Source organism: Delftia tsuruhatensis NBRC 16741, from assembly GCF_001571325.1.
Lineage (GTDB): Bacteria > Pseudomonadota > Gammaproteobacteria > Burkholderiales > Burkholderiaceae_C > Comamonas > Comamonas tsuruhatensis.
Window position 1 is genome coordinate 1 of sequence record NZ_BCTO01000087.1, and the last position, 25,488, is coordinate 25,488.

Consider the following 25,488-nt stretch of genomic DNA (forward strand, 5'->3'; position numbering starts at 1 on the left):
CCTTGCCCAGGTCCATGGCCGCGCCGATGGCGGGCACATGCGAGGTGTAGACGGATGCGGTGATGCGCGCCATTTCAGTTGCCTTCCTTGTTGTTCTTGTCCACGCTGCCGGCCTTGCCCTGCGGCTGGCGGTGGGCCTGGGCATCGCCCTCCTCGCCCACGCGGCGGTTGCCTTCGGCCGAACGGCCTCCGCTCACCATCATGTTGCGGTATTCCTCTTCCGACATGCCGGTCATGGAGCCGGCCATTTGCTGGAAGCTCTTGCCATCCGTGGCGCCGATCTTGGCCAGGAAGTAGATGTTGCCGCCCGTGCGCATGCACCAGTTCAGATCGCGGGCCAGCACGGCCTGCTTCTGCTCCTCGCTCATGGCCCATTCGTCCAGGTAGGCACGCTCGTCGGCCTTGAAGCGCTCGCGGTTCTCGGCCTTCATCAGCGACATGCAGAACTGGTTGAGCCAGTAGCCTTTGCGGGACTGCTCGGCATCAAAAATGATGGTGCCGGGCACGTCCAGATAGGGTTTGTCCAATGCCATGGATATCTCCTTGAATATGTCCGGCACCCAGGCCGGACATGGTCGCCATCAGGCTTCTTCGGGCCAGTACAGACGCATGGGGTTGTCGACCAGCAGCTTCTTCTGCAGCTCGGCAGTCGGTGCAATGTGCGGGATGAAATCGACCAGCAGGCCGTCGTCGGGCATGTGGTCCTTCAGATTGGGGTGGGGCCAGTCGGTTCCCCACAGCACGCGGTCGGGGAATTCCTCGACCACGCGGCGGGCGAAGGGCACCACGTCACGGTAGGCATTTTGCTCGCCGTCCAGCGCCTTGGGGCCGGTGACGGACAGGCGCTCGGGGCAGCTGACCTTGCTCCAGACGTTCTGGTGCTCGCGCATGAACTTGAGGAACAGCTCGAACTCGGGCCCGTCCACGGGCTTGCTCACGTCGGGGCGGCCCATGTGGTCCACGACCACGGTGGTGGGCAGGCTGGTGAAGAAATCCCACAGCTCGGGCAGGTCCACGGCCTCGAAGTAGATGACCACATGCCAGCCGAGCTTGGCGATGCGGCCCGCGATCTCCATCAGCTCGTCCTTGGGCGTGAAGTCCACCAGGCGCTTGACGAAGTTGAAGCGCACGCCGCGCACGCCGGCGGCGTGCAGTTCCTGCAGTTCCTCGTCGGTCACGCTGCGGCGCACCGTGGCCACGCCGCGCGCCTTGCCGTTGGCGGCCTTGCAGGCATCGACCATGGCGCGGTTGTCGGCGCCGTGGCAGGTGGCCTGCACGATGACGTTGCGCGCAAAGCCCAGGTGGTCGCGCAGCGCGAACAGCTGCTGCTTGCTGGCATCGCAGGGCGTGTACTTGCGCTCGGGCGCGAACGGGAATTCATCGCCGGGGCCGAAGACGTGGCAGTGGGCATCGACAGCGCCTGCGGGCACCTGGAACTTGGGCTTGGAGGGGCCGGCGTACCAGTCCAGCCAGCCGGGGGTCTTTTCAAAAGCGCTCATGTTCCCTCCTTCAATCGATGTAACGAAGGCCGGCCTTTTCGAGCGGCTCGCGCATCTTGTACATGTCCAGGCCCAGCACGCCGGAAGCCAGCTTGGCGCGCTTCTCGCCCTCGAAGCTCTCGCGCTTTTGCGCGGCAGCCAGGGTTTCGGCGGCCTTGGCGGCGGGCACGCAGACCACGCCGTCATCGTCGGCCACGATCACGTCGCCGGGCGTGACCCACATGCCTGCGCAGACCACGGGGATGTTGACCGAGCCCAGCGTGGCCTTGATCGTGCCCTTGGAGGAGATGGCCCGGCTCCACACGGGGAAGTTCATTTCCTGCAGCGTCTTCACGTCGCGCACGCCGGCGTCGATGATCAGCGCCCGCGCGCCACGCGCCTGGAAGCTGGTGGCCAGCAGGTCGCCGAAGTAGCCGTCCGTGCATTCCGAGGTCACGGCCGCGACCACGATGTCGCCGGGCTGGATCTGCTCTGCGGCCACATGCATCATCCAGTTGTCGCCGGGCTGCAGCAGCACGGTGACGGCCGTGCCCGAGACCTGCTGGCCCGCGTAGATGGGCCGCATATAGGGCTTGAGCAGGCCCACGCGGCCCATGGCCTCGTGGACGGTGGCCGAGCCCAGGGCGGCCAGGCCGTCGGCGGCCGCGCGGTCGGCGCGCTGGATGTTGCGGTAAACCACACCGAGTTCGTACATGGTGTTCTCCTTGATCTGTGGTGGCGGCCTGCTTACAGGCCCTTTTGCTTGAGGGCGGCGTCCAGGCGCGGGAACACGCGGCGCGCGTTGCCTTCGTAGACCTGGTAGCGCTCCTCTTCGGTGAGGTTGGCCGTGGCCTCGATGTAGCGCTTGGTGTCGTCGTAGTAGTGGCCCGTGGTCGGATCGATGCCGCGCACGGCGCCGATCATCTCGCTGGCGAACAGGATGTTCTTGACCGGGATCACCTTGGTCAGCAGGTCGATGCCCGGCTGGTGGTAGACGCAGGTGTCGAAGAAGATGTTGTTGAGCAGGTGCTCGTCCAGCAGCGGCTTCTTGAGTTCCTGCGCCAGGCCGCGGAAACGGCCCCAGTGGTAGGGCACGGCACCGCCGCCATGGGGGATCAGGAACTTGAGCGTGGGGAAGTCCTTGAACAGGTCGCTGGTCAGGCACTGCATGAAGGCCGTGGTGTCGGCATTCAGGTAGTGGGCGCCCGTGGTGTGGAAGCACGCGTTGCAGCTGGTGGAGACGTGGACCATGGCCGGGATGTCGTACTCCACCATCTTTTCGTAGATGGGGTACCAGGAGCGGTCCGACAGCGGGGGCGAGGTCCAGTGGCCGCCTGACGGATCGGGGTTCAGGTTGATGCCCACGTTGCCGTACTGCTCCACGCACTTGACCAGCTCGGGAATGCAGGTCTTGGGGTCCACCCCGGGCGACTGCGGCAGCATGGCGGCCGGGATGAAGTGATCGGGGAACAGCTGGCTGACGCGGTAGCACAGCTCGTTGCAGATGGCGGCCCAGGTGCTCGATGTCTCGAAGTCGCCGATGTGGTGCGCCATGAAGCTGGCGCGCGGGCTGAAGATGGTGAGATCGGAGCCGCGCTGCTTCATCAGCTTGAGCTGGTTGGTCTCGATGGTCTCGCGGATCTCGTCGTCGCTGATCTTCAGCTCGCTGGCCCGCGGGGCCTTGGACGGGTCCTTGAGTCCCGCGATCTGCAGGTCGCGCCAGGCGCCCAGGGCCGCGGGCGCGGTGGTGTAGTGGCCGTGTACGTCGATGATCATCGGAGGGTCTCCTGCGTCTTTATGGGGTGGAAATGTGTCAATGAAGGGGCGTGGCAGGCACCGCGCCGCCCTGCGGCTCGGGACTGCTGTACTGCTTGATGATGAGGGCGGCCATGGCGATCACGCCAGGAATGGCCACCACGGCAAAGATCTCGCTGAAGGCCATGTGGCGCGCCGACAGCTCGGCCACCAGGAAGGAGCCCGCGATGCCGCCGAAGCGCCCGATGCCCAGCATCCAGGCCACGCCCGTGGCGCGGCCGCGTGTCGGATAGAAGGCGGCGGCCAGCGCCGGCATGGACGACTGGGCGGTGTTCATGATGGTGCCGGCCAGGAAGACGGCCACCACCAGCCAGCCCAGGTGGCCGGCCGTCTGGCCTATCCACCAGATGGAGGCCGCCGTCAGCGCATAGCCGATGGCGATGATGCGGTTGGCATTGAAGCGGTCCATGAGCCAGCCGAACAGCACGGCGCCCACGCCGCCCAGCGGGAACAGCGCCGCCACCAGGGTGCCGGTCTTGGGGTCCAGGCCCGCTTCCTTGAACAGCACGGGCATCCAGTTCATCAGCGCGTAGAAGATGACCAGGCCCATGAAGTAGGCGATCCACAGCATCACCGAGCCCACGCGGTACTGGCGCGACAGCACCACGCCCATGCCGCTGCCGGCCTGGGCCTCGGGCCTGGCCTCGGTCAGCACGAAACGCTGCACGCCCTGCACGGCATCACCGGCAATGCGCGCCAGCACCTTGCGGATGCGATCGGCCGGGTAGTTGTTGGCCACCATGTGGCGCACCGACTCCGGCAGCAGCACGACCAGGGCCACCAGCAGCAGCAGCGGCGCGGCACCGCCCAGGATGAGCACGCTGCGCCAGCCGAAATGCGGGATCATCCAGGCCGCCAGAAAGCCGCCGAAGGCCGCGCCCAGCGGAAATCCGCAAAACATGGCGTTGGTCAGCGTGGCACGGCGCGAATCAGGGCAGTACTCGCTCATCAGCGTGACGGCATTGGGCATGGCGGCGCCCAGGCCCAGGCCGGTGACGAAGCGCAGCACGGCCAGGGTCCAGATGTCGGGGGAAAAGCCGGAACCCAGGCAGGCCACGGCAAACACCGCGACCGAGCCCACGAGCACGGTCTTGCGGCCCAGGCGGTCGGCCAGCGGGCCCGAGAAGATCGCGCCTGCGGCCAGGCCGAACAGCGCAGCGCTGAGCACGGGCGCCAGCGCGGGCTTGCTCACGCCCCATTCGGTGATCAGCGAGGGCGCGATATAGCCGATGGCCGCCGTATCAAAGCCATCGAGCAGAACGATCAGGAAACACAGCGCAAAGATCACCCACTGGAATCCCGAAAACGGGTGCTCGTTGAGCAGGGTCTGCACATTGACGCCGGTTGCTGCAGCGTCCTTCTGGACGGATGTCATGACTTGTCTCTTCCACTGTCTCTCAGCCTGGCGGATACCGCATCTGCGCGCGCGGCCCGCCCCTTGCACCGCAGGGGCCGGCAAGCCCCTGCGCTGTTTCTTCAGTCCTGCCTGCGGCCGTCCCAGACCGAGCGCGGCACCATGACCTCGCCACGCATCAGCAGGCGCGCCGTGCGCAGCAGGGCCGCCTTGGTCACCACGTCGGGATGGGCCGGGTCGCTGTCCAGCGTGACGCTGAACTCGCCCGTGGGATGCTCCACCGAGACGGTGAGCGGACCCGTGCCCTGCTGCAGCTGTGCCACGCCCTCGCACACGGTGCCCGGCATCTTCACCGCCGTGCCCACGGTGACGGCCGCCAGCACGCCGATGGCGTCATGGCAGACATGGGGGATGAAGCTGCGCGTGGTCAGCGCGCCGCCATGCTGGGGCGGCGCGATCAGGGTCATCTTGGGATAGTTCTTGGCCGAGACATCGCCCAGGCCCATGGCCTGCGAGATCTGCAGGCGCAGCGCCTCGATGCGGCGCTTGAGGTCGGTGTCGGCGTTGAGCTCGGCCACGGTCTCCTGCCCGGTGGCGCCCACATCGGACGCCTTGAAGATCACCAGCGGCATGCCGTTGTCTATGCAGGTGACGTCGAGCGTGAAGGGCTCGAACCCCTCGCCCGTCACCGTGACCGTGTCCCGGGGCTTGCCCGTGGGCAGCAGGCCAGAGCAGACCGAGCCGGCCGTGTCCAGGAAACTGATTTCGATGGGTGCCGAGCTGCCGGGCGCGCCGTCGATGCGGGCCGAGCCTTCGTACTCGACCTGGCCGCCGGGCGTCTGCACGGTGATGTCGGCCGCCATGCCGGTGTTCAGCGTCAGCACGCGGAAGGTGCTGGTCTCGCCACGCGGCTGCACCATGCCGGTCTCCAGCGCAAAGGGAACCACGCCGGCCAGCATGTTGCCGCAGTTGGGCGTGGTGTCCACCGTGTCCTTGTCGGGCTGCAGCTGGGCGAAGAGGAATTCGAGGTCTATGCCCTCCTTGTCGGAGAGGCTGACGATGCCGACCTTGCTGGTCAGCGGATGCGCGCCACCCACGCCGTCGATCTGGCGCCTGTCGGGCGAGCCCATGGCCGCGAGCAGCACGCGGTCGCGCGTGGGCAGGTCGGAGGGAAGATCGCTGGCCCGGAAGAAAGGGCCCTTGGAAGTACCGCCCCGCATCAGCAGGCAGGGAATGGCCGTTTGCATGGCTGTCTCTATCAGTATGGGTATGACAGCTATTGTGAGCATGGCGCGGGCCAGGCACTACTGGGCAAGCCCGCTAGCAGCTATAGCAAACCGGCATAGCTCAACACCAAGCCTGGGCCGCAGGCTGCGACGCCGGGGCGCCGCAACTGCTTGATACAACTTATTGGGGCGCAGTGCCGCTCAATCGCGGTCATGGCCCCGGCCGCGATCATGGCCATGCCCGCGGCCGCGGTGGTCGTCGTGGCGGTCATGCCGATCGTGGCGGTCGTGGCGGTCGTGGCGGTCCCAGCGGCGGTCATCGCGGCGGTGCTCCCATTCGCGGTGGCGGCGCTCCTCGCGCCAGCGAGGATCGTGGCGCGGCGGCCCGGCGCGCCAGTGCGGCGGCGGATTGCGCAGGAAGTACACCGGGCGGCCGCAGGCACCGTAGCGTGCGCAGTGCTTGCCCCAGTGCTTGGCATGGCCGGGCGGCACCCACATGTAGACCGGCGGCGGGGCCATGGGCGCCGGCGCGATGATGACGGGCCGCTGGTACAGCAGCGGCGGAGGCGGGGCATTGCCTATGTCCACGGTGCCGTAGACACCCGGAGCCAGCTGGCCCGAGACCGAGCCGCTGATATAGGTCTGCGCCTGGGCCGCAAGGGCCGAGCAGGCCAGCGCAAGGGCGGCCGCGGCGCGCAAGGTGGATCGCAAGGTAAGCATGGCCATGTTCTTTTGAAGGGGTGAAACAGGAAAGGCCCCGTTTCTACCAAGCGCCTGGGGCCGCATGGGCCGTTGCGCCTGAAAAGGTGTAAGAACCCGTTCAAGCCAGCGCCCGTTCCTGCTCAACGCGCCAAGGCTGCCTGCGGTGTACAGCAGACCGCAATGGTCCGCTTTCTGGCCTGCATGCGCTCAGTCCAGCTTGAGCCGCGAGTCCTTCACCACCTTCTGCCATTTGGCGATCTCGGCGCGGCGGAATGTCTCCAGCTCGGCCGGCGTGGAGCCTATGGGCTCGGCACCTATGCCAGCGAGCCGCTCCACGATGGCAGGCTCGCGCAGCACCTTGGCCAGCACCGTGGACAGCCGGTTCACGATGGCGGGCGGCGTGCCGGCCGGCGCAAAGATGGCGTTCCACTCGTAGGTCTCGTAGCCGGGCACGCCCGACTCGGCAATGGTCGGCAGCTCGGGGGCGGCCTTGGAGCGCTCCAGCCCGCCCACGGCCACCGCGCGCAGCTTGCCGGTCTTCACGTGCTGCCAGGCCGAGCCCATGCTGGCAAACATCAGCGGCACCTGGCCCGACATCACGTCCATCATGGCCGGGCCGCCGCCCTTGTAGGCCACATGGTGCAGCTGCGTCCTGGCCAGCAGGTTGAACAGCTCGCCCGCCAGGTGCTGGGCCGAGCCCGGGCCTGCCGACGCAAAGTACAGATGCCCGCCCGCTTCGGAGCGGCCGGCCTGGATCAGGTCCTGCACGCTCTTGATGGGGGACGATGGCGCCACCACCAGCACATTGGGCACGCGCAGCAGCAGCGAGACCGGCGCGAAGGCCTTGAGCGTGTCGAACTGCATGCGCGCGTGGATGGCGGGATTCTGCGCGTGGTTGGAGGCATCGAGCATCAGCGTGTAGCCGTCGGGCTGGGCCTTGGCCACCTGGGCGCCGCCGATCATGCCGCCTGCCCCGCCCCGGTTCTCGATCACAACGGGCTGGCCCAGCTCGGCAGACAGACGGGGGCCGATCAGGCGCGCCACCACATCGACCGTGCCGCCCGGCGGATAGGTCACCACCAGGGTGACGGGGCGATCGGGGTAGTTGGCCGCTGCAGCCGCAGCGGCTGGCGCGGCCATGCCGGCAACGGCCGAGATCAGGCCTGCGGCCGCCCACAGGCCGGCGGTGCGTCTGGACAGGGATTTCATGGTGTGTCTCCTTGGGTTTGAATCGGGCTCGGAAATCGGAACAGCTCGACGGCGCTGCGGCCCAGCACGGCCTGCAGCGAGGCGGCATCGTCCAGCGGGTCCAGCCAGTCGTGCATCCAGCGCACGGCCGCCGGATAGCTGGCCTGACCCGCGTGCTGGGTGTGCGGCCAGTCGCTGCCCCAGAGCAATCGCTCGGCCGCAAAGGCCTGCAGCAACTGCGCGGTGGCCTGCCGCCCCGAGGCGGCGCAGTCGGCGGCGGGCCAGATGCGGTAGGGCGCGGACAGCTTGACCCACACACGGCCGCTGCCGGCCTGCTGCAGCAGATAGCCAAAGCCAGGGTCGCGCACGCCCAGGGCCGGGTCAGGACGCCCGAAGTGGTCGACCACCACGCGGCAGCCGGCCGCCAGCAGGGTGGGCAGCAGGTCAGGCAAGCGCCCGGCCTGCAGGTGCAGCTCCACATGCCAGCCCAGGGTGTTGGCCTGCTCCAGCACGCGGCGCCAACCGGGCGCATTCAGATCAGGCAAAGGCAGGCCGATCAGGTTCAGGCGCATGCCCACCACGCCGGCATCGGCCAGGGCCTGCAGGTGGTCCTCGCCCGTGTTGTCATCGACCACGGCCACGCCGCGCAGGCGCTGCGGCCGGGCGCGCAGGGCCTGGAGCATGTAGCGGTTGTCCGTGCCCAGGAAGCTGGGCTGCACGAGCACGCCATAGGCCAGGCCGTGCGTGTCCAGGTGCTGCAGATACGTGGCCAGGGACGCATCTGCGTCGGGCGCGTAGCGGCGCACATCGGGCATGGGCAGGCCGCGCTCGAAGACATGGGCATGGGTATCGACGCTGGACGCAATGGCGAACCTGGGCAGGGCAGACACGGGGAAAAACTCCTTGCGGGTGGCGCGGCACAGGATGCGGCGCAGGGGGTATGCGGCCGGATTCTAGGAAGAGGGGATATATATTTCCATTCTTCAAAATGGATTTATTCATACTGGATCGATATGGAAACCCGGCATCTGCGCTACTTTCTGGCGGTGGTGGACCAGGGCAGCGTCAGCCGCGCAGCCGACTGGCTGGGCATTGCCCAGCCCGCGCTGAGCCAGACCCTGGCCCGCATGGAGAAAGACCTGGGCGTGCAGCTGTTCCAGCGCTCGCGCCAGGGCGCCCTGCCCACGCCGGCCGCCCTGGCCATGCTGGATGACGTGCGCACCAGCGTGGCCCGCATAGATGCCGCCGCCAGCCGCGCGCGCGAGATCGCCAGGGGCAGTGCAGGCCAGCTCACCGTGGGCCTGGTGTCTTCGGCGCTGTTCGGCACCCTGCCCCGCGCCCTGCGCGCGCTGCGGCAGCAGGCGCCCGGCGTGCGCGTCATCCTGCGCGAGATGAGCAATGCCGAGCAGGCCGAGGCCCTGCAGACCGGCGCCATCGACATCGGCCTCATGCACACACCCGTGGCCGTGGGCGGGCGCATGCGCGAGCGCCAGCTGCTGCGCGAGCGCCTGGTGGCCGCCGTGCCCGACGAATTCCAGATCGGCGAGGACGGCCAGGTCAGCCTGGCGCAGATCGCCGAGGCCGGGCTGGTCATGTACCCGCAGGCCCAGCTGCCCGTGCTGCACGCCGGCATCCTCGACGCGCTGCGCAAGGCAGGCCACGAAGCCCATGTGGCGCAGGAGGCCAACCGGACCCTCACCGTGCTGGCCTGCGTGGCCGGCGGCTGCGGCGTGGCACTGCTGCCCAGCTGGATACGCTCCATGGACTTTCGCGGCGTGCGATTTTGCGAAGTGCGCGATGGCCGGTCCCTGCCCAGCCTGGACCTCAGCGCCATCTGGCCCGCACGCTCCACGCCCACGCTGGCCGACCTGTTCGCACACCTGGACCTGGGCAAAGACTGAGTGCGGCCCGCATTGGCGCCGCACCGGTGCAAGAAACGGGATGCGCCCGCGCCTGCGCCGCACTACAAACCGCTTTCCCTCATTCACGGAAAGAAAAGGTGCCAGATGCAGCCATCGTCACAGCAACTCCACGGAAAAGTCGCCCTCATCACGGGCGCCAGCTCAGGCATAGGCCGCGAAGCCGCCAGGCTGTTCGCACGCCACGGCGCCAGGCTGGTGCTCACGGCCCGCCGCCAGCCGGAACTGCAGGCCCTGGTGGCGGAGATAGAGCAGGACGGCGGCCAGGCCATCGCGCTGGCCGGCGACGTGCGGGACGAGCCGCTGGCCCGGGCCCTGGTCGAAACCGCCACGGCGCGCTTTGGCGGCCTGGACATCGCCTTCAACAATGCCGGCATGACGGGCGATCCCTGCGCCCTGCCCGACCTGTCGCTGCAGGCCTGGCAGGAGGCCATCGCCACCAATCTCACCAGCGCCTTTCTGGGCGCCAAGCACCAGATACCGGCCCTGCTGGCACGCGGCGGCGGCTCGCTGATCTTCACCTCCACCTTCGTGGGCTACTCGGCGGGCCTGCCCGGCATGGGCGCCTATGCCGCCAGCAAGGCCGGCCTCGTCGGCCTCACCCAGGTCATCGCGGCTGAATACGGCCCCCGCGGCCTGCGGGCCAACGCCCTGCTGCCCGGCGGCACCGACACGCCCATGGGCCGCGCCAGCACCCCCACGCCCGAGGCACGCGCCTTTGTCGAAAACCTGCACGCCCTCAAGCGCCTAGCCACACCGGCGGAGATTGCAGCGGCAGCGCTGTTCCTGGCGTCGGATGCATCCAGCTTCGTCACGGGAACGGCCATGGTGGTCGATGGCGGTGTGTCCATCCAACGGACTTGAAGCAAGGCCCCGCCAAAGCCGTCGCGGCAATGGCGGCCCGCTCGGATCTTCCGGTCGCCTGCGGCGGCTTTATCAGGGGAGTTTTGAAAGTGGCATTCCTGCCCCAATAATTCCCCTGGAAACGATGCTTGCGCTTTCGCTGTTCATTCCCGCATCGTGGCCAAGGAGCTGGCTGATGTTTTCTGACCACGCAATTCACGACGAAGCAACTGCTCGGCAAATGGTGCCCGGATGCTGAATCGACATGGGGTGACATGAACCATTACGGGATGGCCGCACCTTTCTTCCAGGGAATGGATGATGGACAAACGAGGTGCATTGAGGCAATCTGCTTGAATCGGTAATACACTGCCCATGCAATCCATTGCATCGCGTCTCCAGCAACTACCGTCGGATTCAGGACCTGCGCGAAGTCCCGCACAACCCTTGTTTCAAGCATTCTTCAGACAATAGATCAATTACATCCCATTACAGCATTGTGGACGGCTATGGTATTTAACCTTCGCACAAGGTCCATCGAATGCTCACGACATATACTCGCGCAAAGCCGCAAGAATGGAATACCTGTTGTCCGTCCGATGTGATTTTTTCTCTTTGAAGAAAAGAACCGTTGCAGGGATTGCATCCCCATGCTTGCAGGAGCTACAGGCAGGCACAGTTCCATTTCGGCTGTGAGCGTTCGTGAACACTGATTAATCGCTTCGAGATTGTTATAGTAAATAACGGAACTACCATGACTAGACACACTCAGCCCATCGTGGAGCGCTTGTTCAGGCCAATGGAACGCTCGACCCGCCAGCGCAGTTCGATACGCACGGTCATGGAAGAGGCTGGGCGCCCCCTGCTCCCCGCTGAAATCCTGGGCGCAGCGCAGCGCGAAGTGCCGGCCATCGGTCTGGCCACGGTGTACCGCAACATCAAGCAATTGATGGAAGCCGGTGAGGTGCAGGCCGTGGACCTGCCCGGCGAGGCCACGCGCTACGAACTCAGCGGCCGCGCCCATCACCACCATTTCCGCTGCATGAGCTGCAACCGCGTGTTCAACGTGCCCGGTTGCCTTGGCGACATGCAGCGCATCGTGCCCGAAGGCTTTGTGGTGGAGCGCCATGAGATGACGATGTACGGCATCTGCAGCGACTGCCACCAGAACGTGCAGTAGCGGCGGGCCCCGGGCCTCAGGCCCAGGCATCCGCAAGCCGACAGCCATGGCGCAGGCCTTCCCTGCGCCATGGCTGTTTCTTTTTCCCCGGTCCGCTGCCTCAGCGCCTGCCCGGCCGCACGCGGCCTGCGGCAACGCCCCCGGCCAGCAAGGCCAGCGCAGCCACCGCCCAGAGCATCGCCACCTGACCCCAGGTCTGCGGCGCATGGCGCGGACTGGCCGTGAAGACCGGCTGCGCTGCAAAGTCCTTCGCGCCGAATGGACGGTCCTCGAACAGATAGGGATAGAAGAAAGTCCGCAGCCGCGCATGGAAGGCGGCAATGTCGTCCTGGTAAGCCAGCTGCGCCAGCAGGTCGGTGCCGGCCTGGCGGTGCAATGCGGCCTGCACGCCCACGCCGGGCAGCAGCCAGCCCAGGCGCCCGGTCCAGGCCTGGCGCGCCTGCAGGCCTTCCCGATAGGCGGCGAACTGGGGGGCGACGCTTTCATCACCGAGCTGCTGGAAGGCGTAGTACCACTTCCAGTGAAAGCCCGCAGGCAGCGGCGCGGTGTTGCGCCATTCGGGGTGGTTGCGGAAGAAGCGCTCCATGGTCTGCTCGCGCGGCAGGTCCCAGGCACCATGCACGGTCTGGCGCTGGGCCAGCATCAGCTCCACGCCCTGGCTCACGGGCACGGCGCGCGACAGCGCGGCATTGGCCAGCGTGGGCAGCACCAGGGTCAGCACGGCCCAGCAGCCCATGAGGGCCATGGCGTTGGCCACCGAACTGCCGCCCAGCGTGGCGACCACCAGGCACAGCCCGCTCCAGAAGGCCACATAGGCCATGGCGCTCAGCAGCACGGAGGCGATGGCGCCCGCCTGCGCCCCGCTGGCCAATGCCCCTGCCAGGGCCGGCAGCGCCAGGCATGCCAGCAACAGCACCGAACGCAGGCCCGCACGGCGCAGCCACAGCCGGCGCCCGCTGCCGGGCATGGCCTGAAGCGTGCCCAGGCGTCCCGATTCGCGCTCGCCCGAGACCAGGTCGTAGAGCAGTGCAATCAGGAACAGCGGCGCCAGGTAGACCAGCACAAAGGCGAAGTCGAAGCGGCCCGCCAGCGCCAGTTCGGGGTTGAAGCTCTCGCCTTCATGCAGCTGCGCCTGCAGCGCCAGGGCACGCACGCGCAGCACATAGGGCGCGGCATCGCGCAGGCCCAGGGCGAGGAAGGCCGTGGACGACGGTGCATCCCAGGTGCTGTGAAAGCCGTAGTAGGCCACCGAGCCCGCATCGCCGGACTGTGCATGCCGACCTGCCTGGGCCGCCATTTCCTGCTGCTGCATTTGGGCCAGACGGTCCAGGGTCTGGCGCTGCGACGAGATCTCGCGCAGGCCCGACAGCACTGCCAGCGTGGACAGCAACAGCAGCAGGGCCAGGGCGCACAGCGCCAGGCGCGAGCGCGTCAGAAGACGCCATTCATGCCGTAGCCAGCTCATCGCACCACCCTCCCCAGACGTTGCGTGGCCACCAGCAAGGCGGCCGCCAGCGCCGCCAGCCATCCCAGCAGCACGCAGGCTGCGGGTGCCGCGCGGCGCAAGGCCGCCAGCGGCGGATCGGGCTCGTGATGGAAGTCGGAGACGCCGCGCCAGTGCTCGTGGCTGATGCGGTTGTCTCGGCTGGAACGGTCACCCGCGTAGCTGAGCTTGTCCACCTGCAGCTGGTTGAGCGCCTGCACCATGCGGTAGCGATGCTGCTCGGCCTGCTCCAGAAAGCGCCGATAGCCTTGCAGGTCGGTGCCGGCCACGGCCATGGACAGGCGGCGCAGCGCAATCAAGGGGCTGACCAGGGCAAAGCCGTCGGCGCTGCGCAGTTGCCGGGCCTGCAGATCGAAGCTGGCCTCGGCATGACGCCTGAAGAGCTCGCTGGTCAGCCGCTCGCCCTCCATGCCGACCAGTCCCTTGTAGTTGACGGGCAGATCCTCCACACGCGACACGCCGTACTGTGCAAGCACTTTGGCGCGAAAGGCGGCGAAGTAGGGATCGTCGGGATTGTGGCTGTCGCCCATCGCCGCCAGCTCGCGCGCCGTGGCGATGTCGGTCTCGAAGCGCGTGGGCAATGCCAGGGCCGCGCCCACCAGCTCCGGCGCCAGCCGGGGCACCAGCACCACGCCAATGGCCCAGGCGGCCAGCAGGGCCAGCAAGGCATCGCGCCCGCGCCGCATGAGGGCCGAGACCGCGGTGATGCCCACGGCCCACAGCAGCAGCCACAGCACATGGCCAGCCGCCAGCGCGGCCACCAGGCTGATGGGCACGGGCGTGGCCACCGCCATCCAGGCCAGGGCCAGCAAGGCGGGCAGCAGCACCAGGGCCGCCACGCCCGTCAGCGCCAGCAGCTTGCCGGCCACGAACTGCCGCATGCCCACGCCCTGGGCCAGCAGCACGCGCAAGGTGCCGGCCTCGCGCTCTCGCGCGATGCAGGCATGGCCCACGAAGATCAGCAGCAGCGGTGCCAGCACCTGCAGCACAAAGGCCGGCGTGAGCTGGCCGAAGCGCAGCAGCAGCGACGACTGGCGCACATCGCCGAAGTTGGCGCTGTTCTGGCGGTGGCCTTCGAGAAACAGCGTGTGGCCGGTGTAGGCGTCTATGCCCGCATCGAAGGCCGCCAGCGGATTGAGCGGGCGGAACACGAAATGGCCGTAGTGCACCATGCGGTGCGGATGGCGGTCGGGCTGGGCCTCGAACTCATGGTCCACCTGCGACTGGTGGCGTTCGCGCTGGGCCTGGGCCGCGCTGCGCTGGTCCCAGGCGGTGAAGGCGGCAGTAGCACCGAGCAGCAGCCACAGCACCATGCCCAGCACGGCCACGCGGTCGCGCAGCAGCAGGCGCCATTCCTCGCGTGCAATGGTCCAGGCCGTGCTCATGCCGCGGCCCCCTGCACGCCTGCGCCTGCGCCTGCGCCTGCGTGTGCGTGTGCGTTTGCGTCTGCACTCGCACCCGAACCTGTACCCGCGTAGTGGCGGTGCAGTGCCCGCACGTCAAAGCGCTCTTCCCCACGGGCCGCCACCTCCTCCACCAGCCTGCCGCCCGCGATGAAGCCCATGCGGTCGGCCACATCGGCAGCCCCCAGCAGGTCGTGCGTGACCATGAGAATGGCCACGCCCTGGCCGCGCAGCTGCGTGATCAGCCGGCTGAATTCGGCCGTGGCCTGCGGGTCCAGGCCCGAAGTGGGTTCGTCCAGCAGCAGTGCCGGCACCTTGCGTGCCAGCGCCAGCGCAATGGCCACCTTCTGCCGCATGCCCTTGGAAAAGCCCGAGACGCGCCGGTCATGCGCGGCCGCATCCAGCCCTGCAGCGGACAAGGCCTGGCCGATGGCATCCCTGCTGGCGGGCTGGCCCGCCAGGTCCAGCAGATAGGCCACGTTCTCGCGCGCGCTCAGGTGCTCGTACAGCGCCACGTTCTCGGGGATATAGGCGATCAGGCCGCGCGCCTGCGCGGCAGCCGTCACCGGGTCCACGCCCTGCACGCGCACCTGGCCGCTGCGCGGCCGCACAAAGCCCAGGAACAGGCTCAGCGTGGTGGTCTTGCCCGCGCCGTTGGCGCCCAGCAGCGCATAGATCTCGCCGGCATGCACGGCCAGGTCCAGGCCCTGGAGGATGGTGCGCTCGCCATAGTCCACCACGGCGCCCAGCGCTTGGAGCACGGGCGTGGAGGCAGAAGTGGGGTTGGAAGAAACAGGAAGGGATGGATGCATGGCGGGGCTCAGAACTTGGCTTGAAGGCCTACGGTGACGGTGCGGGCGGTGCCCGGCGTCACCCACAGCCGGCTGTACGAGCTGGTGTAGTAGGTCTTGTCAAAGAGGTTGTCCACGTCCAGCGTCAGGCGCAGCGTGGGGCTGATGCGCCAGTAGGCCACCAGCTTGGCGGTGGTGTAGCCGGGCAGATCGAAGGCCGCCTTGCCAGCGTCGGCCTCGGCCTGCGTGCGGGCCTGGCCCAGGCGCTTGCCCACGCGGGTGACGCCGCCGCCAATGCCGTAGCGCTGGCCGTTGGAGAAGGCGTTCTCGTAGACCGCCAGCACGCTGCCGTTGACCTTGGGCACGTTGAGCAGGCGCCCGCCCACTTCCAGCGTGTTGTCGCGCGAGATCTCCACGTCGTTGAGCACCAGGCTCGCATTCAGGCGCCAACGCTGCGTGACCTGGCCGGCAAAGTCGAACTCCAGCCCCCGGCTGCGGATCTCGCCGGCCGAGACCGAGTAGCCGGCGTTGCCCGGGTCGGCCGTCAGCACGTTGCGCTTGCGGATGTCGAACAGCGCGGCCGTGGCGCCCATGCGCCGGTCGGCGCTTTCCCACTTGGCGCCCAGCTCCATGGAGCGGCCGGATTCGGGACTGAAGCCCGCGCCGGCCACATCGACGCCCACGTTGGGCCGGAACGAGCGGCCCACGTTGGCATAGAAGGTCCATTGCGGCAGCGGCAGCCAGCTCAGGCCCAGGCGCGGAGAGGTCGAGGTCGGGTCCTGCTGCGTGGTCGCGCCCGTGCGGCGGTTGTGCAGCGACTGGTCATAGCGGTCCATGCGCAGGCCGGCCACCACGCGCCACTGGGGAGAGAGCTTGATGGCGTCCTGCAGGTAGAAGGCCGTGTTGCGCTGGCGCTCGAAGGTATCGGTATTGGCCGTGGGCACGGGCTGCGTGCCGCCGTAGACGGGGTTGTAGATATTGATGGCATAGGGATTGGCCGCCGTGGGGTTGGCGCGCAGCATCACCGTATCCATGTCGAAGCGAAAGCTCTCCAGGCCCAGCAGCAGCTCGTGTTCGACGGTGCCCGTTTTCACCGTGCCCTGCAGCTCGGCCTGCACGGCGATGTCGTCGGACTGGTAGTCGCGGAAACGCCGCTGGCGCGTCAGGTCGCCATTGGCCAGCAGCGCATGGGGTTCGGTGGAAAAGCCGTTGATCGAGGTCTCGCGGTAGGACAGGCCCAGGCGGCTGCGCCACTGCGCGCTCCACTCATGCGAGAGGATGAACTGGTGCGTGCGGTTTTCCACCGTCACATCGCCATCGCGCGGGTCGCCCAGGAAGCGGCTGCGCGAGATGGCGCCCAGGCGGTCGCCCACGGCCACCACGCCACGGTCCAGCGGCGTCTTGTGGCGCAGCAGCTCGCCCGAGTACTCCAGCACCGTATCGCGCCCCAGCTTCCAGGTGAAGGCCGGCGCAATCACCTGGCGGCTGGCGCCCACGAAGTCGCGGAAGCTGTCGCGGTCCTCCACGGCGATGTTGAGCCGGTAGGCAAAGTTCTCGCCAATCGGCCCCGTGCTGTCGAGCGCGCCGCGCCGCAGCCCGTAGCTGCCCGCATAGGCTTCCACGGAATGCGAAGGCGTCCACAGCGGACGCTTGGAGACGACGTTCAGCGTGCCGCCCGGCTCGCTGCTGCCGTAGAGCGCAGCGGCCGTGCCCTTGAGGAACTCGATGCGCTCCACGCCAGCCAGATCACGCGGCGCGTTGAAGCCGCGCCCCGAGGAAAAGCCGTTGAACAAGGTGGCCATGCCCACGTTCTGATCGCCGGGCAGGCCGCGAATGACGATGTTGTCCCACAGGCCGCCAAAGTTGTTCTGGCGCGAGACGCCGCCCACATAGTCCAGCACATCGTCGAGCTTGGTGGCTCCCAGGTCGTCCATGGCCTGGCGCGTGATCACGCGCACCGACTGCGGCAGCTCGCGCAGCGGCAGGTCGGTCTTGGCGCCTGCCGCCTCATCGGTGTGATAGGCGCCCGAGGCCGTGCGGCCCACGACTTCCACGGCAGGCAGCAGGGTCTGCTCCTGGGGCGACGGCGCTGACGGCACGGATGCCGCAGGTTGTTCCTGGCCCTGGGCCAGCACGGGCGTGGAGAAGAAAGCGGCAGCGCTCAGAGCAAGCGGCAGCGGGCGAAGGCCGGGGAGCGGCTTCGCGAGGATGGAGAAGGCAGTCATGATGAAAACGGGCACGGGCGCATGCCGCCGGCATCAGAAGCCGGCGCGCGCAAACACGGACATGCCGCCAGCACCAACGGGTGCCGGCGGCAGAGAAGGAGAAAAGTGCTTGCGGATTCAGCGCGGCGGGTCGCGCGATGCAAAGGCCCAGCGGTTCTGCGAGGGGATGGCGCCGCCCACGGTGCGCGGCGGCCCCCTCTCAGGCGGCGCGGCCACGGCCAGAGGCAGGCCGAAGTGCGGCAGCCAGGCCGCCGCATGCGGTGCATGGCCCATGCACCAGACGCAGACGGCTTCCGCGGCTTCCGCCTTTTCACCGGCCGGCGCCTTGTCCTCGCAGCCGTTCAGGCCGGCAAACGCCTGGCCGGGCGCTGCCGCCGCCTGCCGAATATGCGTTGCGCCATGCAGGGGCATGCCAATGGCCGTGTTGAAGAACACGGCCAGCAATAGCAGGCGCAAAACAAGCAGACGCATAAGACGGCGATCTTACTATTGACAATTCAATATCGTTAACTATCCGCCGGCATTTTCAGCACGGGCCCCGGAGACAGCGCGGCGATATGGCACAGGCATGTGACAGCCGACTGGCGATTTCCCGCATTGTGCCTATTGATCTGCGGGCCCCACGCCCCGGAAGAACATGTCGCAGATCTGGTCCGCCACCTTCTCCAGCGAGCCCTTGCGGGGGTTGAACCAGGACTGTATGGAGTTGATGCTGCCCAGGATCATGATGCGCGCCAGGTGGATGTCGGCATCGGCCCGCAGGCGGCCTTCGGCGCGCAGGTCTTCGAGCAGGCCGCTCCAGAATTTCTGGTGGCGCTCGCGGCGCTTGATCTGGCGTTCGCGCACCTTGTCGGGCAACTGGCCCAGCAGGCGGCCGTGGGCCAGGGCGAAGTCCCCATGCTTGATCAGGCCCGCCATCTGGCCCAGCACGGCTGCGCGGAAACGCTGCTCGGCCGTGGCGTCGGCGCCCAGCGCGGCAAGGCGCTCCTGCTGCTGGCTGATGATGCGGTTGCCGCCCTGCTCCATGACCTCGTCCACCAGCTCCTCCTTGGAGGCGAAGTGGTAGTAGATGCTGGCGGCCTCGATCCCGGACTGCTCGGCAATGTTGCGCATGGTGGTGGCAGAGTAGCCCTGCTCACCGAAGGTGCGGGCGGCCAGCTTGAGAAGGGTCTCGCGGGTCTCGTTGCCGTCGTGGGCGCTGGTCTGCCTTCTTGCCATGTCTGCCAGGGTGTGGATCGTTGTAGTGCGGCGATCCTAACAGGCTGTTGGTGGCACGCCAATCAAGCGTTCGGTACGCGCCCGCTGCCTGGCGGGCATGGCCGGGCCGCGAAACTGCGCCTGAAGAATCAGCCCCAAAGGCATTCCCGGGACTGCAATGGCCTGGCAATCAACGGCTCATGAATTTACGCGATATCGGCGGAAGATATTTCAAACCACGGCCAGGAATTCAATCCTCGCAATACAAAAAATCTATCCAGCCAATCGACAAGACAAATGAAACAACGCGTGTTAATCGCAAGATTAAATAGCAGAATCGAATCACATGTAATTTATTTTATAAATCGATAAATAAAATCGATTGATGAAACAAAATCAACACCCGCAACCGGTTCTGAAATGGGAACTTGTACGATCACCTCGTCGCGGCTGCCCAGGAAAAGCATGCCAGCACGCCCTCTCCAGAGGAGGAAGCGCCAACCACAATGCTCTGCAAATGTAACAAAGACGCAACAGCTTTTGTAAAGTGGCGGTTATCAAGATGCTGCTGGATATAATGCGGATCGCCTCGGAATATGCCCAGGCATGAGAAGAAGCTGTCTACACCCCATAGAACGCTCACATCATCAGTATTTATACTTACGGTGATATCTTCATCCCCCACTGCACATGCACCAACCTTGACCATTGCGTAAAGAGTTCCGGGTCGTTGTTCTTGCTGCGCAGTTTTCGACAAATAGCCGCACTTAGAAATTCTTCTATCAAGATGACTACATACCAAGAGCTGATTGCCCAGAAAAAACTGCTCGACCAGCAAATCGACGAGGCCCGCAAGCTGGAGTCCAAAGCGGCTCTGGCATCGGTGCAGGAACTGGTCCGGGAGTTTGGCTTCACGGCACAGCAGGTCTTCCCCTGGAAGCCCGATGGCAAGAAGAGCGCCCCCGCCAAGTACCAGGACCCCGAGTCCGGCAAGACCTGGACCGGCCGCGGCAAGCCGCCGAACTGGATCCTGGGCAAGGACCGCACCCTGTTCGAAATCAAGTGAGTCCCTGCCGCGCATGGGCCCGCCCGCACGGCGGCGCACATGCGCGGGCACATGCTCAGAGGTGCGTCATGCAGGCACCACCGCCGTGACCTCGATCTCCACCTTGGCCCGGTCTTCCACCAGATCCGCCACCTCCACCGCCGTCATGGCGGGGAAATGCCGCCCGATCAGCTCGCGGTAGTGCTTTCCAATGGCCGGATAGGCCGCCACGTATTCCTGCTTGTCGGTCACATACCAGGTCATGCGCACGATGTGCTCGGGCCTGGCGCCGCCTTCGGCGAGGATGGCGACGATATTGGCCAGCGCCTGCCGCACCTGTCCGGCAAAGTCGTCCGTCTCGAATTGCTGCTGGCCGTTCCAGCCAATCTGCCCGCCGACAAACACCAGCCGGGAGCCGACCGTCATTTCGGTGAGGATGCCATTGGCATAGCCTCGGGGCGCCAGCCAATCCGGGGGTTGCAGAGTCTTCATTGCTTCATCCTGTTCTCGTTGAATCCGTAAAACCGTCCTGCGGCACCAGATAGGCCTGCAGGCGCTCGCGCAGATCGGCCGGCAGTGGCGTGGCCTTCATGCTGCGCAAATCCATGGTGACGATGGTCATGCGCGCAGACAGCCGTCGCTGGCCGTCCGGCCCCTCGAAACGCACATCGAACTGGAACGATGCCCCGCCGATGCGGCGCACCTCCAATACCTGGCGCAGCGTGTCGTGCCAGCGGCTGGGCGCCGTGAAATCGCATTGCACCGACACCGTGGGCGTGCCCACCTGGCGCTGTACATGCAGGGTGTGGAATGGCAGGCCCATTCCCCTGTCGAACCATTCCTCCACCAGGTCGTTGACCATTTCGAAATAGCGCGGGTAAAAGACGATGCCGGCCGGATCGCAATGGCGAAACAGCACCTGCACCTGGCTGACGAAGGCGGAGGCCATGGCGCGCGCTCACGGCATCTTGCGCAGCACGAAGCGCTGCAGCTTGCCGGTCTCGGTGCGCGGCAGGGCCGGCACGAAGACAATGGCGCGCGGGTACTTGTAGGGCGCAATGCTGGCCTTGACGAAGGCCTGCAGCGTGGCGGCCATATCGTCGCCGGCCGCAAAGCCGGGCTTGAGCACCACAAAGGCCTTGACCACCTGGCCGCGCTCGTCGTCGGGTGCGCCGATCACGCCGCATTCGGCCACGGCCTCGTGGCGCAGCAGCGCGTCCTCCACCTCGGGGCCGGCGATGTTGTAGCCGGCCGAGATGATCATGTCGTCATTGCGCGCCTGGTAGAACAGATAGCCGTCGGCATCACGCACAAAGGTATCGCCGGGCAGGTTCCAGCCGTTTTGCACAAAGCGCTTCTGGCGCTCGTCGGCAAGATACCGGCAGCCGGTCGGCCCCTTGATGGCCAGGCGGCCGGGCGTGCCGTCGGGCACGGGCTGCATGTCGTCGTCCACCACCTGGGCCACATAGCCGGGCACGACCTTGCCGATGGCGCCCGCGCGCACCTCCTCGGGCGGGCTGGACACGAAGACGTGGATGAGCTCGGTGCCGCCGATGCCGTCGATCATCTCGATGCCCGTGGCCTGCTTCCACAGCTGGCGCGTGGCGTCCGGCAGGGCCTCGCCCGCCGACACGCTTTTCCTGAGCGACGACAGATCGAAGCGCGCTGCCTGCGCCGCCATCTGCCGGTAGAAGGTGGGTGCGGTGAAGACGATGGTGGCGCGGAAATCCTGCACCAGCTGCAGCAGCCCTTCGGGCGTGAGCTTTTCGGCCAGCACGGTGCTGGCGCCCACGCGCAGCGGAAAGCACAGCAGCCCGCCCAGGCCAAAGGTGAAGGCCAGCGGCGGCGTGCCGCAGAAGATGTCGTCCGGGCCGGGCCGTATCACGTGACGCGGGAACAGGTCGCACATGGCCAGCACGTCGCGGTGGAAATGCATGCAGCCCTTGGGCGCGCCCGTGGTGCCGCTGGTGAAGGCGATGAGGCAGACATCGTCGGCCGCCGTGTCGCAGCAGGCAAAGGTGTCGGGCTTGGCTGCGGCCAGGGCGTCCAGCGCGTCGGCTGCGCCATCGTTGAAATACAGCACGCGCGAGAGGTCAGGGCAATGGTGTTCATGGCCGGGCTGCAGGCACAGCTGCACCTCGTCCTTGAGGCGCACATCGCACAGCACGGCCTGCACCTGGGCCTTGGCGATGATCTGCTGCAGCTCCTTGGCACGCAGCAGCGGCATGGTGGGCACCGTCACCAGCCCGGCCTTGATGGCGGCCAGCCAGGACGCGGCCATCATGGCGTTGTTGGGGCCGCGCAGCAGCAGCCGGTTGCCGGGCACCAGCTGCAGGTCTTCCACCAGCACATGGGCGATGCGGTTGGTCAGCGCCTGCAGTTCGGCATAGGTCATGGCGGCCTGGTCCGCGCCCCGCCTCCAGCGCAGGGCCACGCGGTCGCCATGGCCGCGCGCCACCATGGCATCGACCAGTTCGGCCGCGCAGTTCAGGCGTTCGGGATAGGCCACGTCCGGGCCGTCGAGCAGGAGCTCGGGCCATTGGTCGGGCGGCGGCAGGTTGTCCCGGGCGAAAGTATCGATGTGGGCGGAGGCTTGCATGCGATGTTCCCTGGCTTTGCGTTGAATGGGCAGCCTGCCGCTCAGGCCTTGAGCAGCTCGCGCGCGATGATGAGTTTCTGCACCTCGGTCGCGCCCTCGTAGATGCGCAGCGCGCGGATCTCGCGGTACAGCGTCTCCACCGGCATGCCCGAGACCACGCCCGCCCCGCCGAACATCTGCAGCGCACGGTCGATCACGGCCTGGGCCGATTCAGTGGCCGTCATCTTGGCCATGGCCGCCTCGCGCGTGGTGCGCGTCTTCTTCACATCGCGCATCCAGGCAGCGCGGTAGGTCAGCAGGGCCGATGCGTCGATAGCCGTGTCCATGTCGCCCAGCGCGGCCTGGGTCAGCTGCAGGTCGCCCAGGGTCTGGCCGAACATGCGGCGCGACTTGGCGCGTGCCAGGCCTTCGTCCAGCGCGCGGCGCGCAAAGCCCAGTGCGGCGGCGGCCACCGAGGCGCGGAAGATGTCCAGCGTCATCATGGCCAGCTTGAAGCCCTGCCCCGGCTCGCCCAGGCGCTGCGACACGGGTATGCGGCAGTTGTCGAAACGGATGGTGGCCAGCGGGTGCGGCGCGATCAGCTCGATGCGCTCGCCAATGGAGAAACCCGGCGTGTCCGCATCGACCACGAAGGCGCTGATGCCGCGCGCCCCCGGCGCCTCGCCCGTGCGGGCGAACACGCAGTAGAAGTCGGCAATGCCGCCGTTGGAGATCCAGGTCTTGGCACCGTTGAGCACATAGTGGTCGTCTTCGAGCCGCGCCTCGCAGGCCATGGCGGCCACGTCGGAGCCGGCATCGGGCTCGGACAGCGCAAAGGCCGCAATGGCCTCGCCACGCGCCACGCGCGGCAGGTAGCGCTGGCGCAGCGCTTCCGACCCCATGAGCGATATCGCACCGCTGCCCAGGCCCTGCATGGCAAAGGCGAAGTCGGCCAGGCCTTCATGGCGGGCCAGGGTCTCGCGCAGGATGCAGACCGCACGCGAGTCCACCTCGGGCAAGGCCCCGCCCCAGGCGCCGCCGGGGCCGGACGGCACGGCATAGCGCAGCCAGCCGGCCTGGCCCAGGGCCTTCACCAGTTGGCGGCAGGCTGCATCGGCATCGTGGTGGTCCACATCGCCCAGGGATTGGGCGCACCAGGCATCGGCCTCATGCGCCAGCGTGCGATGGGCGTCGTCGAAGAAAGGCCAGTCCAGCCAGGAGGAATCACGCATTTTCAGTTTCCTTCGAAGACAGGCTTTTGCTTGGCCACGAAGGCCTCGTAGGCGCGGTGGAAGTCGCGCGTCTGCATGCAGATGGCCTGGGCCTCGGCTTCGGCCTCGATGGCCTCGTCCACGCCCATGTTCCATTCCTGGTGCAGCAGCTTCTTGGTCACGCCATGGGCAAAGGTGGGGCCTGCGGCCAGCTGGGCGGCCAGCGCGTGGGCGGCTTCGCCGATCTGTTCGGCGCCATGCAGGGCATTGAAGAAGCCCCAGGCAGCGCCCTCCTCGGCCGTCATGGCGCGGCCCGTGTACAGCAGCTCGGAGGCGCGGCCCTGGCCGATCATGCGCGGCAGCAGCGTGCAGGCGCCCATGTCGGCACCGGCCAGGCCTACGCGGGTGAAGAGAAACGCCGTGCGCGCCGCGGGCGTGCCCAGGCGCATGTCGGCCGCCAGCGCGACCATGGCGCCCGCGCCCGCGCAGATGCCGTCCACGGCCGCCACGATGGGCTGCGGGCAGGCGCGCATGGCCTTGATCAGGTCGCCCGTCATGCGCGTGAAGTCCAGCAGCTCGGGCATGCTCATCTTGGTGAGCGGGCCGATGATCTCGTGCACATCGCCGCCCGAGCAGAAATTGCCGCCCGCGCCCGTGACCACCACGGCCTTGATGTCGGTGGCATAGACCAGGGCGCGGAACAGGTCTCGCAGCTCGGCATAGGAGCCGAAGGTCAGCGGGTTCTTGCGCTCGGGCCGGTTCAGGGTGATGGTGCCGATCTTGCCGTCGGCCGATACCTGCCACACAAAGGTCCTGGCCTCGTAGCCGGCCAGGGGGCGCTTGTGGTGCTTCATGCTGTGTTCTTCGGGCTGGGTGCTCATGGTGTCTCCATCAAGAATTCAGAAAACGGGGGTGGACCGGGTTCAGCCGGTCATCACCTCGCCGCCATCGACGGCAATGGACTGGCCGTTGACCGAGGCGGACGCCGGCAGGGCCAGCCAGGCCACGGTCTCGGCCACTTCCTCGGGCTGGACCAGGCGGCCCTGCGGGTTGCGTTCGGCCAGCCTGGTGCGGGCCTCATCCGCAGTCATGCCGGTCTTGTCCATGATGTTGGCCACGGCGCCGCGCACGATGTCGGTCTCGGTGTAGCCGGGGCAGACGGCGTTCACCGTCACGCCCTTGCCTGCGGTCTCCAGCGCCAGCGAGCGCGTGAGGCCGATCACGCCATGCTTGGCCGCGCAATAGGCGCTGACATAGGCATAGCCGATCAGCCCTGCCGTGCTGGCCACATTGATGATGCGGCCCCAGCGCGCAGACAGCATGCCCGGCAGCGCGGCCTGCATGCAGTGGAAGGTGCCTGTGAGGTTGACGGCCAGCATCGCCTGCCACAGTGCGGCATCGGTGCGCTCGAACTTCTGGCTGCTGGCCTGGCCTGCGTTGTTGACCAGCACCTGCACGGGGCCGAAGGCCGCCTCGGCCTGCGCGAAGGCCTGGCGCACCGAGTCCTCGTCGGCAATATCCGCCTGCACGGACTGCACCATCTGTGCTGCCGGTGCCGTGCCGCCCAGCTCGCGCACGGCAGCCTCCAGCGCTGCACCATCGCGTCCCAGCAGCGTGACCCGCGCGCCGCGCGCCAGCAGCGCCCGCGCGCAGGCCAGGCCTATGCCGCGCGCCCCGCCCGTCACCAGGGCATGGCGCCCTTCAAGAAGATTCAAAGATATGGTCATTTCAATCACCCGTGGCGATGCGAGCCACCCGCAACCTATGAAACCGGCGCGCCACACAGCGAGGGACGCCGAGGAAGGGCCGCCCCGCACCGACGGTGTCGT

25 protein-coding genes are annotated in these 25,488 nt (G+C 67.2%); 4 read left to right on the plus strand and 21 right to left on the minus strand.

Annotated elements, in window-relative coordinates; translation table 11 throughout:
- Positions 1 to 74 precede the first annotated feature (74 nt).
- From ligA to DTS01S_RS28095, 9 genes are all read right to left on the minus strand, one after another.
- The gene (ligA, locus tag DTS01S_RS28055) at positions 75 to 533 is read right to left on the minus strand and encodes a protocatechuate 4,5-dioxygenase subunit alpha (RefSeq protein WP_016450431.1); all 459 of its coding nucleotides are present in this window, start codon (positions 531 to 533) and stop codon (positions 75 to 77) included.
- A gap of 48 nt (positions 534 to 581) precedes the next feature.
- Positions 582 to 1,499, minus strand: a complete 918-nt coding sequence (locus tag DTS01S_RS28060; RefSeq protein ID WP_016450432.1) for an amidohydrolase family protein — start codon at positions 1,497 to 1,499, stop codon at positions 582 to 584.
- Between the two features lie 10 nt (positions 1,500 to 1,509).
- Positions 1,510 to 2,193: a 4-carboxy-4-hydroxy-2-oxoadipate aldolase/oxaloacetate decarboxylase gene (ligK, locus tag DTS01S_RS28065; protein ID WP_012206250.1), complete on the minus strand. Its 684-nt coding sequence runs from the start codon at positions 2,191 to 2,193 to the stop codon at positions 1,510 to 1,512.
- A 32-nt stretch (positions 2,194 to 2,225) separates the two neighbouring features.
- Positions 2,226 to 3,254 carry an amidohydrolase family protein gene (locus DTS01S_RS28070; protein ID WP_016454681.1) on the minus strand — a complete coding sequence of 343 codons (1,029 nt, stop codon included), beginning with the start codon at positions 3,252 to 3,254 and terminating at the stop codon, positions 2,226 to 2,228.
- 37 nt (positions 3,255 to 3,291) lie between these two features.
- Positions 3,292 to 4,668, minus strand: a complete 1,377-nt coding sequence (locus tag DTS01S_RS28075; RefSeq protein ID WP_016454680.1) for an MFS transporter — start codon at positions 4,666 to 4,668, stop codon at positions 3,292 to 3,294.
- Between the two features lie 101 nt (positions 4,669 to 4,769).
- Complete coding sequence (locus DTS01S_RS28080) at positions 4,770 to 5,894, minus strand: 4-oxalomesaconate tautomerase (RefSeq protein ID WP_017405368.1); 1,125 nt, start codon at positions 5,892 to 5,894, stop codon at positions 4,770 to 4,772.
- Between the two features lie 180 nt (positions 5,895 to 6,074).
- Positions 6,075 to 6,599 (minus strand): hypothetical protein, encoded by a 525-nt coding sequence (locus DTS01S_RS28085; protein WP_017405367.1) that lies wholly within the window; start codon positions 6,597 to 6,599, stop codon positions 6,075 to 6,077.
- 183 nt (positions 6,600 to 6,782) lie between these two features.
- Positions 6,783 to 7,784, minus strand: coding sequence for a tripartite tricarboxylate transporter substrate binding protein (locus tag DTS01S_RS28090; protein ID WP_046240818.1), 1,002 nt, complete (start codon positions 7,782 to 7,784; stop codon positions 6,783 to 6,785).
- Positions 7,781 to 8,653 (minus strand): amidohydrolase family protein, encoded by an 873-nt coding sequence (locus DTS01S_RS28095; protein WP_016454679.1) that lies wholly within the window; start codon positions 8,651 to 8,653, stop codon positions 7,781 to 7,783. The genes DTS01S_RS28090 and DTS01S_RS28095 overlap by 4 nt, the downstream gene beginning before the upstream one ends.
- 123 nt (positions 8,654 to 8,776) lie before the next feature.
- Between DTS01S_RS28095 and DTS01S_RS28100 the strand changes: the two genes are divergently transcribed.
- The 3 genes from DTS01S_RS28100 to DTS01S_RS28110 all read left to right on the plus strand — a co-directional run bounded on the left by DTS01S_RS28100 (position 8,777) and on the right by DTS01S_RS28110 (position 11,705).
- Positions 8,777 to 9,664: a LysR family transcriptional regulator gene (locus DTS01S_RS28100; RefSeq protein ID WP_016450439.1), complete on the plus strand. Its 888-nt coding sequence runs from the start codon at positions 8,777 to 8,779 to the stop codon at positions 9,662 to 9,664.
- A 105-nt stretch (positions 9,665 to 9,769) separates the two neighbouring features.
- Positions 9,770 to 10,546 (plus strand): SDR family oxidoreductase, encoded by a 777-nt coding sequence (locus tag DTS01S_RS28105; protein WP_061289876.1) that lies wholly within the window; start codon positions 9,770 to 9,772, stop codon positions 10,544 to 10,546.
- Between the two features lie 733 nt (positions 10,547 to 11,279).
- Complete coding sequence (locus DTS01S_RS28110; protein ID WP_016450441.1) at positions 11,280 to 11,705, plus strand: Fur family transcriptional regulator; 426 nt, start codon at positions 11,280 to 11,282, stop codon at positions 11,703 to 11,705.
- Positions 11,706 to 11,805: 100 nt separating this feature from the next.
- Here the strand turns inward: DTS01S_RS28110 and DTS01S_RS28115 are convergent, their stop codons facing one another.
- From DTS01S_RS28115 to DTS01S_RS28140, 6 genes are all read right to left on the minus strand, one after another.
- Positions 11,806 to 13,170 carry a DUF3526 domain-containing protein gene (locus DTS01S_RS28115; RefSeq protein ID WP_061289879.1) on the minus strand — a complete coding sequence of 455 codons (1,365 nt, stop codon included), beginning with the start codon at positions 13,168 to 13,170 and terminating at the stop codon, positions 11,806 to 11,808.
- Positions 13,167 to 14,594 carry an ABC transporter permease gene (locus tag DTS01S_RS28120; RefSeq protein WP_017405362.1) on the minus strand — a complete coding sequence of 476 codons (1,428 nt, stop codon included), beginning with the start codon at positions 14,592 to 14,594 and terminating at the stop codon, positions 13,167 to 13,169. The genes DTS01S_RS28115 and DTS01S_RS28120 overlap by 4 nt, the downstream gene beginning before the upstream one ends.
- Positions 14,591 to 15,424 carry an ABC transporter ATP-binding protein gene (locus tag DTS01S_RS28125; RefSeq protein ID WP_061289882.1) on the minus strand — a complete coding sequence of 278 codons (834 nt, stop codon included), beginning with the start codon at positions 15,422 to 15,424 and terminating at the stop codon, positions 14,591 to 14,593. The genes DTS01S_RS28120 and DTS01S_RS28125 overlap by 4 nt, the downstream gene beginning before the upstream one ends.
- A gap of 8 nt (positions 15,425 to 15,432) precedes the next feature.
- Positions 15,433 to 17,628 carry a TonB-dependent siderophore receptor gene (locus tag DTS01S_RS28130; protein WP_026062429.1) on the minus strand — a complete coding sequence of 732 codons (2,196 nt, stop codon included), beginning with the start codon at positions 17,626 to 17,628 and terminating at the stop codon, positions 15,433 to 15,435.
- Positions 17,629 to 17,745: 117 nt separating this feature from the next.
- The gene (locus DTS01S_RS28135; protein WP_026062430.1) at positions 17,746 to 18,099 is read right to left on the minus strand and encodes a hypothetical protein; all 354 of its coding nucleotides are present in this window, start codon (positions 18,097 to 18,099) and stop codon (positions 17,746 to 17,748) included.
- A 132-nt stretch (positions 18,100 to 18,231) separates the two neighbouring features.
- Positions 18,232 to 18,846 carry a TetR/AcrR family transcriptional regulator gene (locus tag DTS01S_RS28140; RefSeq protein ID WP_016450638.1) on the minus strand — a complete coding sequence of 205 codons (615 nt, stop codon included), beginning with the start codon at positions 18,844 to 18,846 and terminating at the stop codon, positions 18,232 to 18,234.
- Positions 18,847 to 19,612: 766 nt separating this feature from the next.
- On the opposite strand from DTS01S_RS28140, the gene DTS01S_RS28145 reads away from it, so the two are divergent.
- Positions 19,613 to 19,891, plus strand: a complete 279-nt coding sequence (locus DTS01S_RS28145; protein ID WP_016450637.1) for an H-NS histone family protein — start codon at positions 19,613 to 19,615, stop codon at positions 19,889 to 19,891.
- A gap of 66 nt (positions 19,892 to 19,957) precedes the next feature.
- Here the strand turns inward: DTS01S_RS28145 and DTS01S_RS28150 are convergent, their stop codons facing one another.
- From DTS01S_RS28150 to DTS01S_RS28175, 6 genes are read right to left on the minus strand one after another with little or no spacing between them, the layout of a single operon-like run.
- On the minus strand, positions 19,958 to 20,362 hold the full coding sequence (locus DTS01S_RS28150) for a RidA family protein (RefSeq protein WP_016450636.1): 405 nt from the start codon (positions 20,360 to 20,362) through the stop codon (positions 19,958 to 19,960).
- A gap of 4 nt (positions 20,363 to 20,366) precedes the next feature.
- The gene (locus DTS01S_RS28155; protein ID WP_016450635.1) at positions 20,367 to 20,819 is read right to left on the minus strand and encodes an acyl-CoA thioesterase; all 453 of its coding nucleotides are present in this window, start codon (positions 20,817 to 20,819) and stop codon (positions 20,367 to 20,369) included.
- A 9-nt stretch (positions 20,820 to 20,828) separates the two neighbouring features.
- Positions 20,829 to 22,469 carry an AMP-binding protein gene (locus DTS01S_RS28160; RefSeq protein WP_061289885.1) on the minus strand — a complete coding sequence of 547 codons (1,641 nt, stop codon included), beginning with the start codon at positions 22,467 to 22,469 and terminating at the stop codon, positions 20,829 to 20,831.
- Positions 22,470 to 22,510: 41 nt separating this feature from the next.
- Positions 22,511 to 23,680 carry an acyl-CoA dehydrogenase family protein gene (locus DTS01S_RS28165; RefSeq protein WP_016454671.1) on the minus strand — a complete coding sequence of 390 codons (1,170 nt, stop codon included), beginning with the start codon at positions 23,678 to 23,680 and terminating at the stop codon, positions 22,511 to 22,513.
- 2 nt (positions 23,681 to 23,682) lie between these two features.
- On the minus strand, positions 23,683 to 24,540 hold the full coding sequence (locus DTS01S_RS28170; RefSeq protein WP_012206272.1) for an enoyl-CoA hydratase family protein: 858 nt from the start codon (positions 24,538 to 24,540) through the stop codon (positions 23,683 to 23,685).
- Positions 24,541 to 24,582: 42 nt separating this feature from the next.
- Entirely contained in the window at positions 24,583 to 25,386 is an 804-nt protein-coding gene (locus DTS01S_RS28175) for an SDR family NAD(P)-dependent oxidoreductase (protein WP_016454670.1), read from the minus strand.
- Positions 25,387 to 25,488: the final 102 nt, after the last annotated feature.

Bases quoted from the DNA above. Each gene is read 5' to 3' on its own strand.
- ligA (WP_016450431.1), bottom strand. From the start codon at position 533: ATGGCATTGGACAAACCCTATCTGGACGTGCCCGGCACCATCATTTTT.
- DTS01S_RS28060 (WP_016450432.1), bottom strand. From the start codon at position 1,499: ATGAGCGCTTTTGAAAAGACCCCCGGCTGGCTGGACTGGTACGCCGGC.
- ligK (WP_012206250.1), bottom strand. From the start codon at position 2,193: ATGTACGAACTCGGTGTGGTTTACCGCAACATCCAGCGCGCCGACCGC.
- DTS01S_RS28070 (WP_016454681.1), bottom strand. From the start codon at position 3,254: ATGATCATCGACGTACACGGCCACTACACCACCGCGCCCGCGGCCCTG.
- DTS01S_RS28075 (WP_016454680.1), bottom strand. From the start codon at position 4,668: ATGACATCCGTCCAGAAGGACGCTGCAGCAACCGGCGTCAATGTGCAG.
- DTS01S_RS28080 (WP_017405368.1), bottom strand. From the start codon at position 5,894: ATGCAAACGGCCATTCCCTGCCTGCTGATGCGGGGCGGTACTTCCAAG.
- DTS01S_RS28085 (WP_017405367.1), bottom strand. From the start codon at position 6,599: ATGGCCATGCTTACCTTGCGATCCACCTTGCGCGCCGCGGCCGCCCTT.
- DTS01S_RS28090 (WP_046240818.1), bottom strand. From the start codon at position 7,784: ATGAAATCCCTGTCCAGACGCACCGCCGGCCTGTGGGCGGCCGCAGGC.
- DTS01S_RS28100 (WP_016450439.1), top strand. From the start codon at position 8,777: ATGGAAACCCGGCATCTGCGCTACTTTCTGGCGGTGGTGGACCAGGGC.
- DTS01S_RS28105 (WP_061289876.1), top strand. From the start codon at position 9,770: ATGCAGCCATCGTCACAGCAACTCCACGGAAAAGTCGCCCTCATCACG.
- DTS01S_RS28110 (WP_016450441.1), top strand. From the start codon at position 11,280: ATGACTAGACACACTCAGCCCATCGTGGAGCGCTTGTTCAGGCCAATG.
- DTS01S_RS28115 (WP_061289879.1), bottom strand. From the start codon at position 13,170: ATGAGCTGGCTACGGCATGAATGGCGTCTTCTGACGCGCTCGCGCCTG.
- DTS01S_RS28120 (WP_017405362.1), bottom strand. From the start codon at position 14,594: ATGAGCACGGCCTGGACCATTGCACGCGAGGAATGGCGCCTGCTGCTG.
- DTS01S_RS28125 (WP_061289882.1), bottom strand. From the start codon at position 15,424: ATGCATCCATCCCTTCCTGTTTCTTCCAACCCCACTTCTGCCTCCACG.
- DTS01S_RS28130 (WP_026062429.1), bottom strand. From the start codon at position 17,628: ATGACTGCCTTCTCCATCCTCGCGAAGCCGCTCCCCGGCCTTCGCCCG.
- DTS01S_RS28135 (WP_026062430.1), bottom strand. From the start codon at position 18,099: ATGCGTCTGCTTGTTTTGCGCCTGCTATTGCTGGCCGTGTTCTTCAAC.
- DTS01S_RS28140 (WP_016450638.1), bottom strand. From the start codon at position 18,846: ATGGCAAGAAGGCAGACCAGCGCCCACGACGGCAACGAGACCCGCGAG.
- DTS01S_RS28145 (WP_016450637.1), top strand. From the start codon at position 19,613: ATGACTACATACCAAGAGCTGATTGCCCAGAAAAAACTGCTCGACCAG.
- DTS01S_RS28150 (WP_016450636.1), bottom strand. From the start codon at position 20,362: ATGAAGACTCTGCAACCCCCGGATTGGCTGGCGCCCCGAGGCTATGCC.
- DTS01S_RS28155 (WP_016450635.1), bottom strand. From the start codon at position 20,819: ATGGCCTCCGCCTTCGTCAGCCAGGTGCAGGTGCTGTTTCGCCATTGC.
- DTS01S_RS28160 (WP_061289885.1), bottom strand. From the start codon at position 22,469: ATGCAAGCCTCCGCCCACATCGATACTTTCGCCCGGGACAACCTGCCG.
- DTS01S_RS28165 (WP_016454671.1), bottom strand. From the start codon at position 23,680: ATGCGTGATTCCTCCTGGCTGGACTGGCCTTTCTTCGACGACGCCCAT.
- DTS01S_RS28170 (WP_012206272.1), bottom strand. From the start codon at position 24,540: ATGAGCACCCAGCCCGAAGAACACAGCATGAAGCACCACAAGCGCCCC.
- DTS01S_RS28175 (WP_016454670.1), bottom strand. From the start codon at position 25,386: ATGACCATATCTTTGAATCTTCTTGAAGGGCGCCATGCCCTGGTGACG.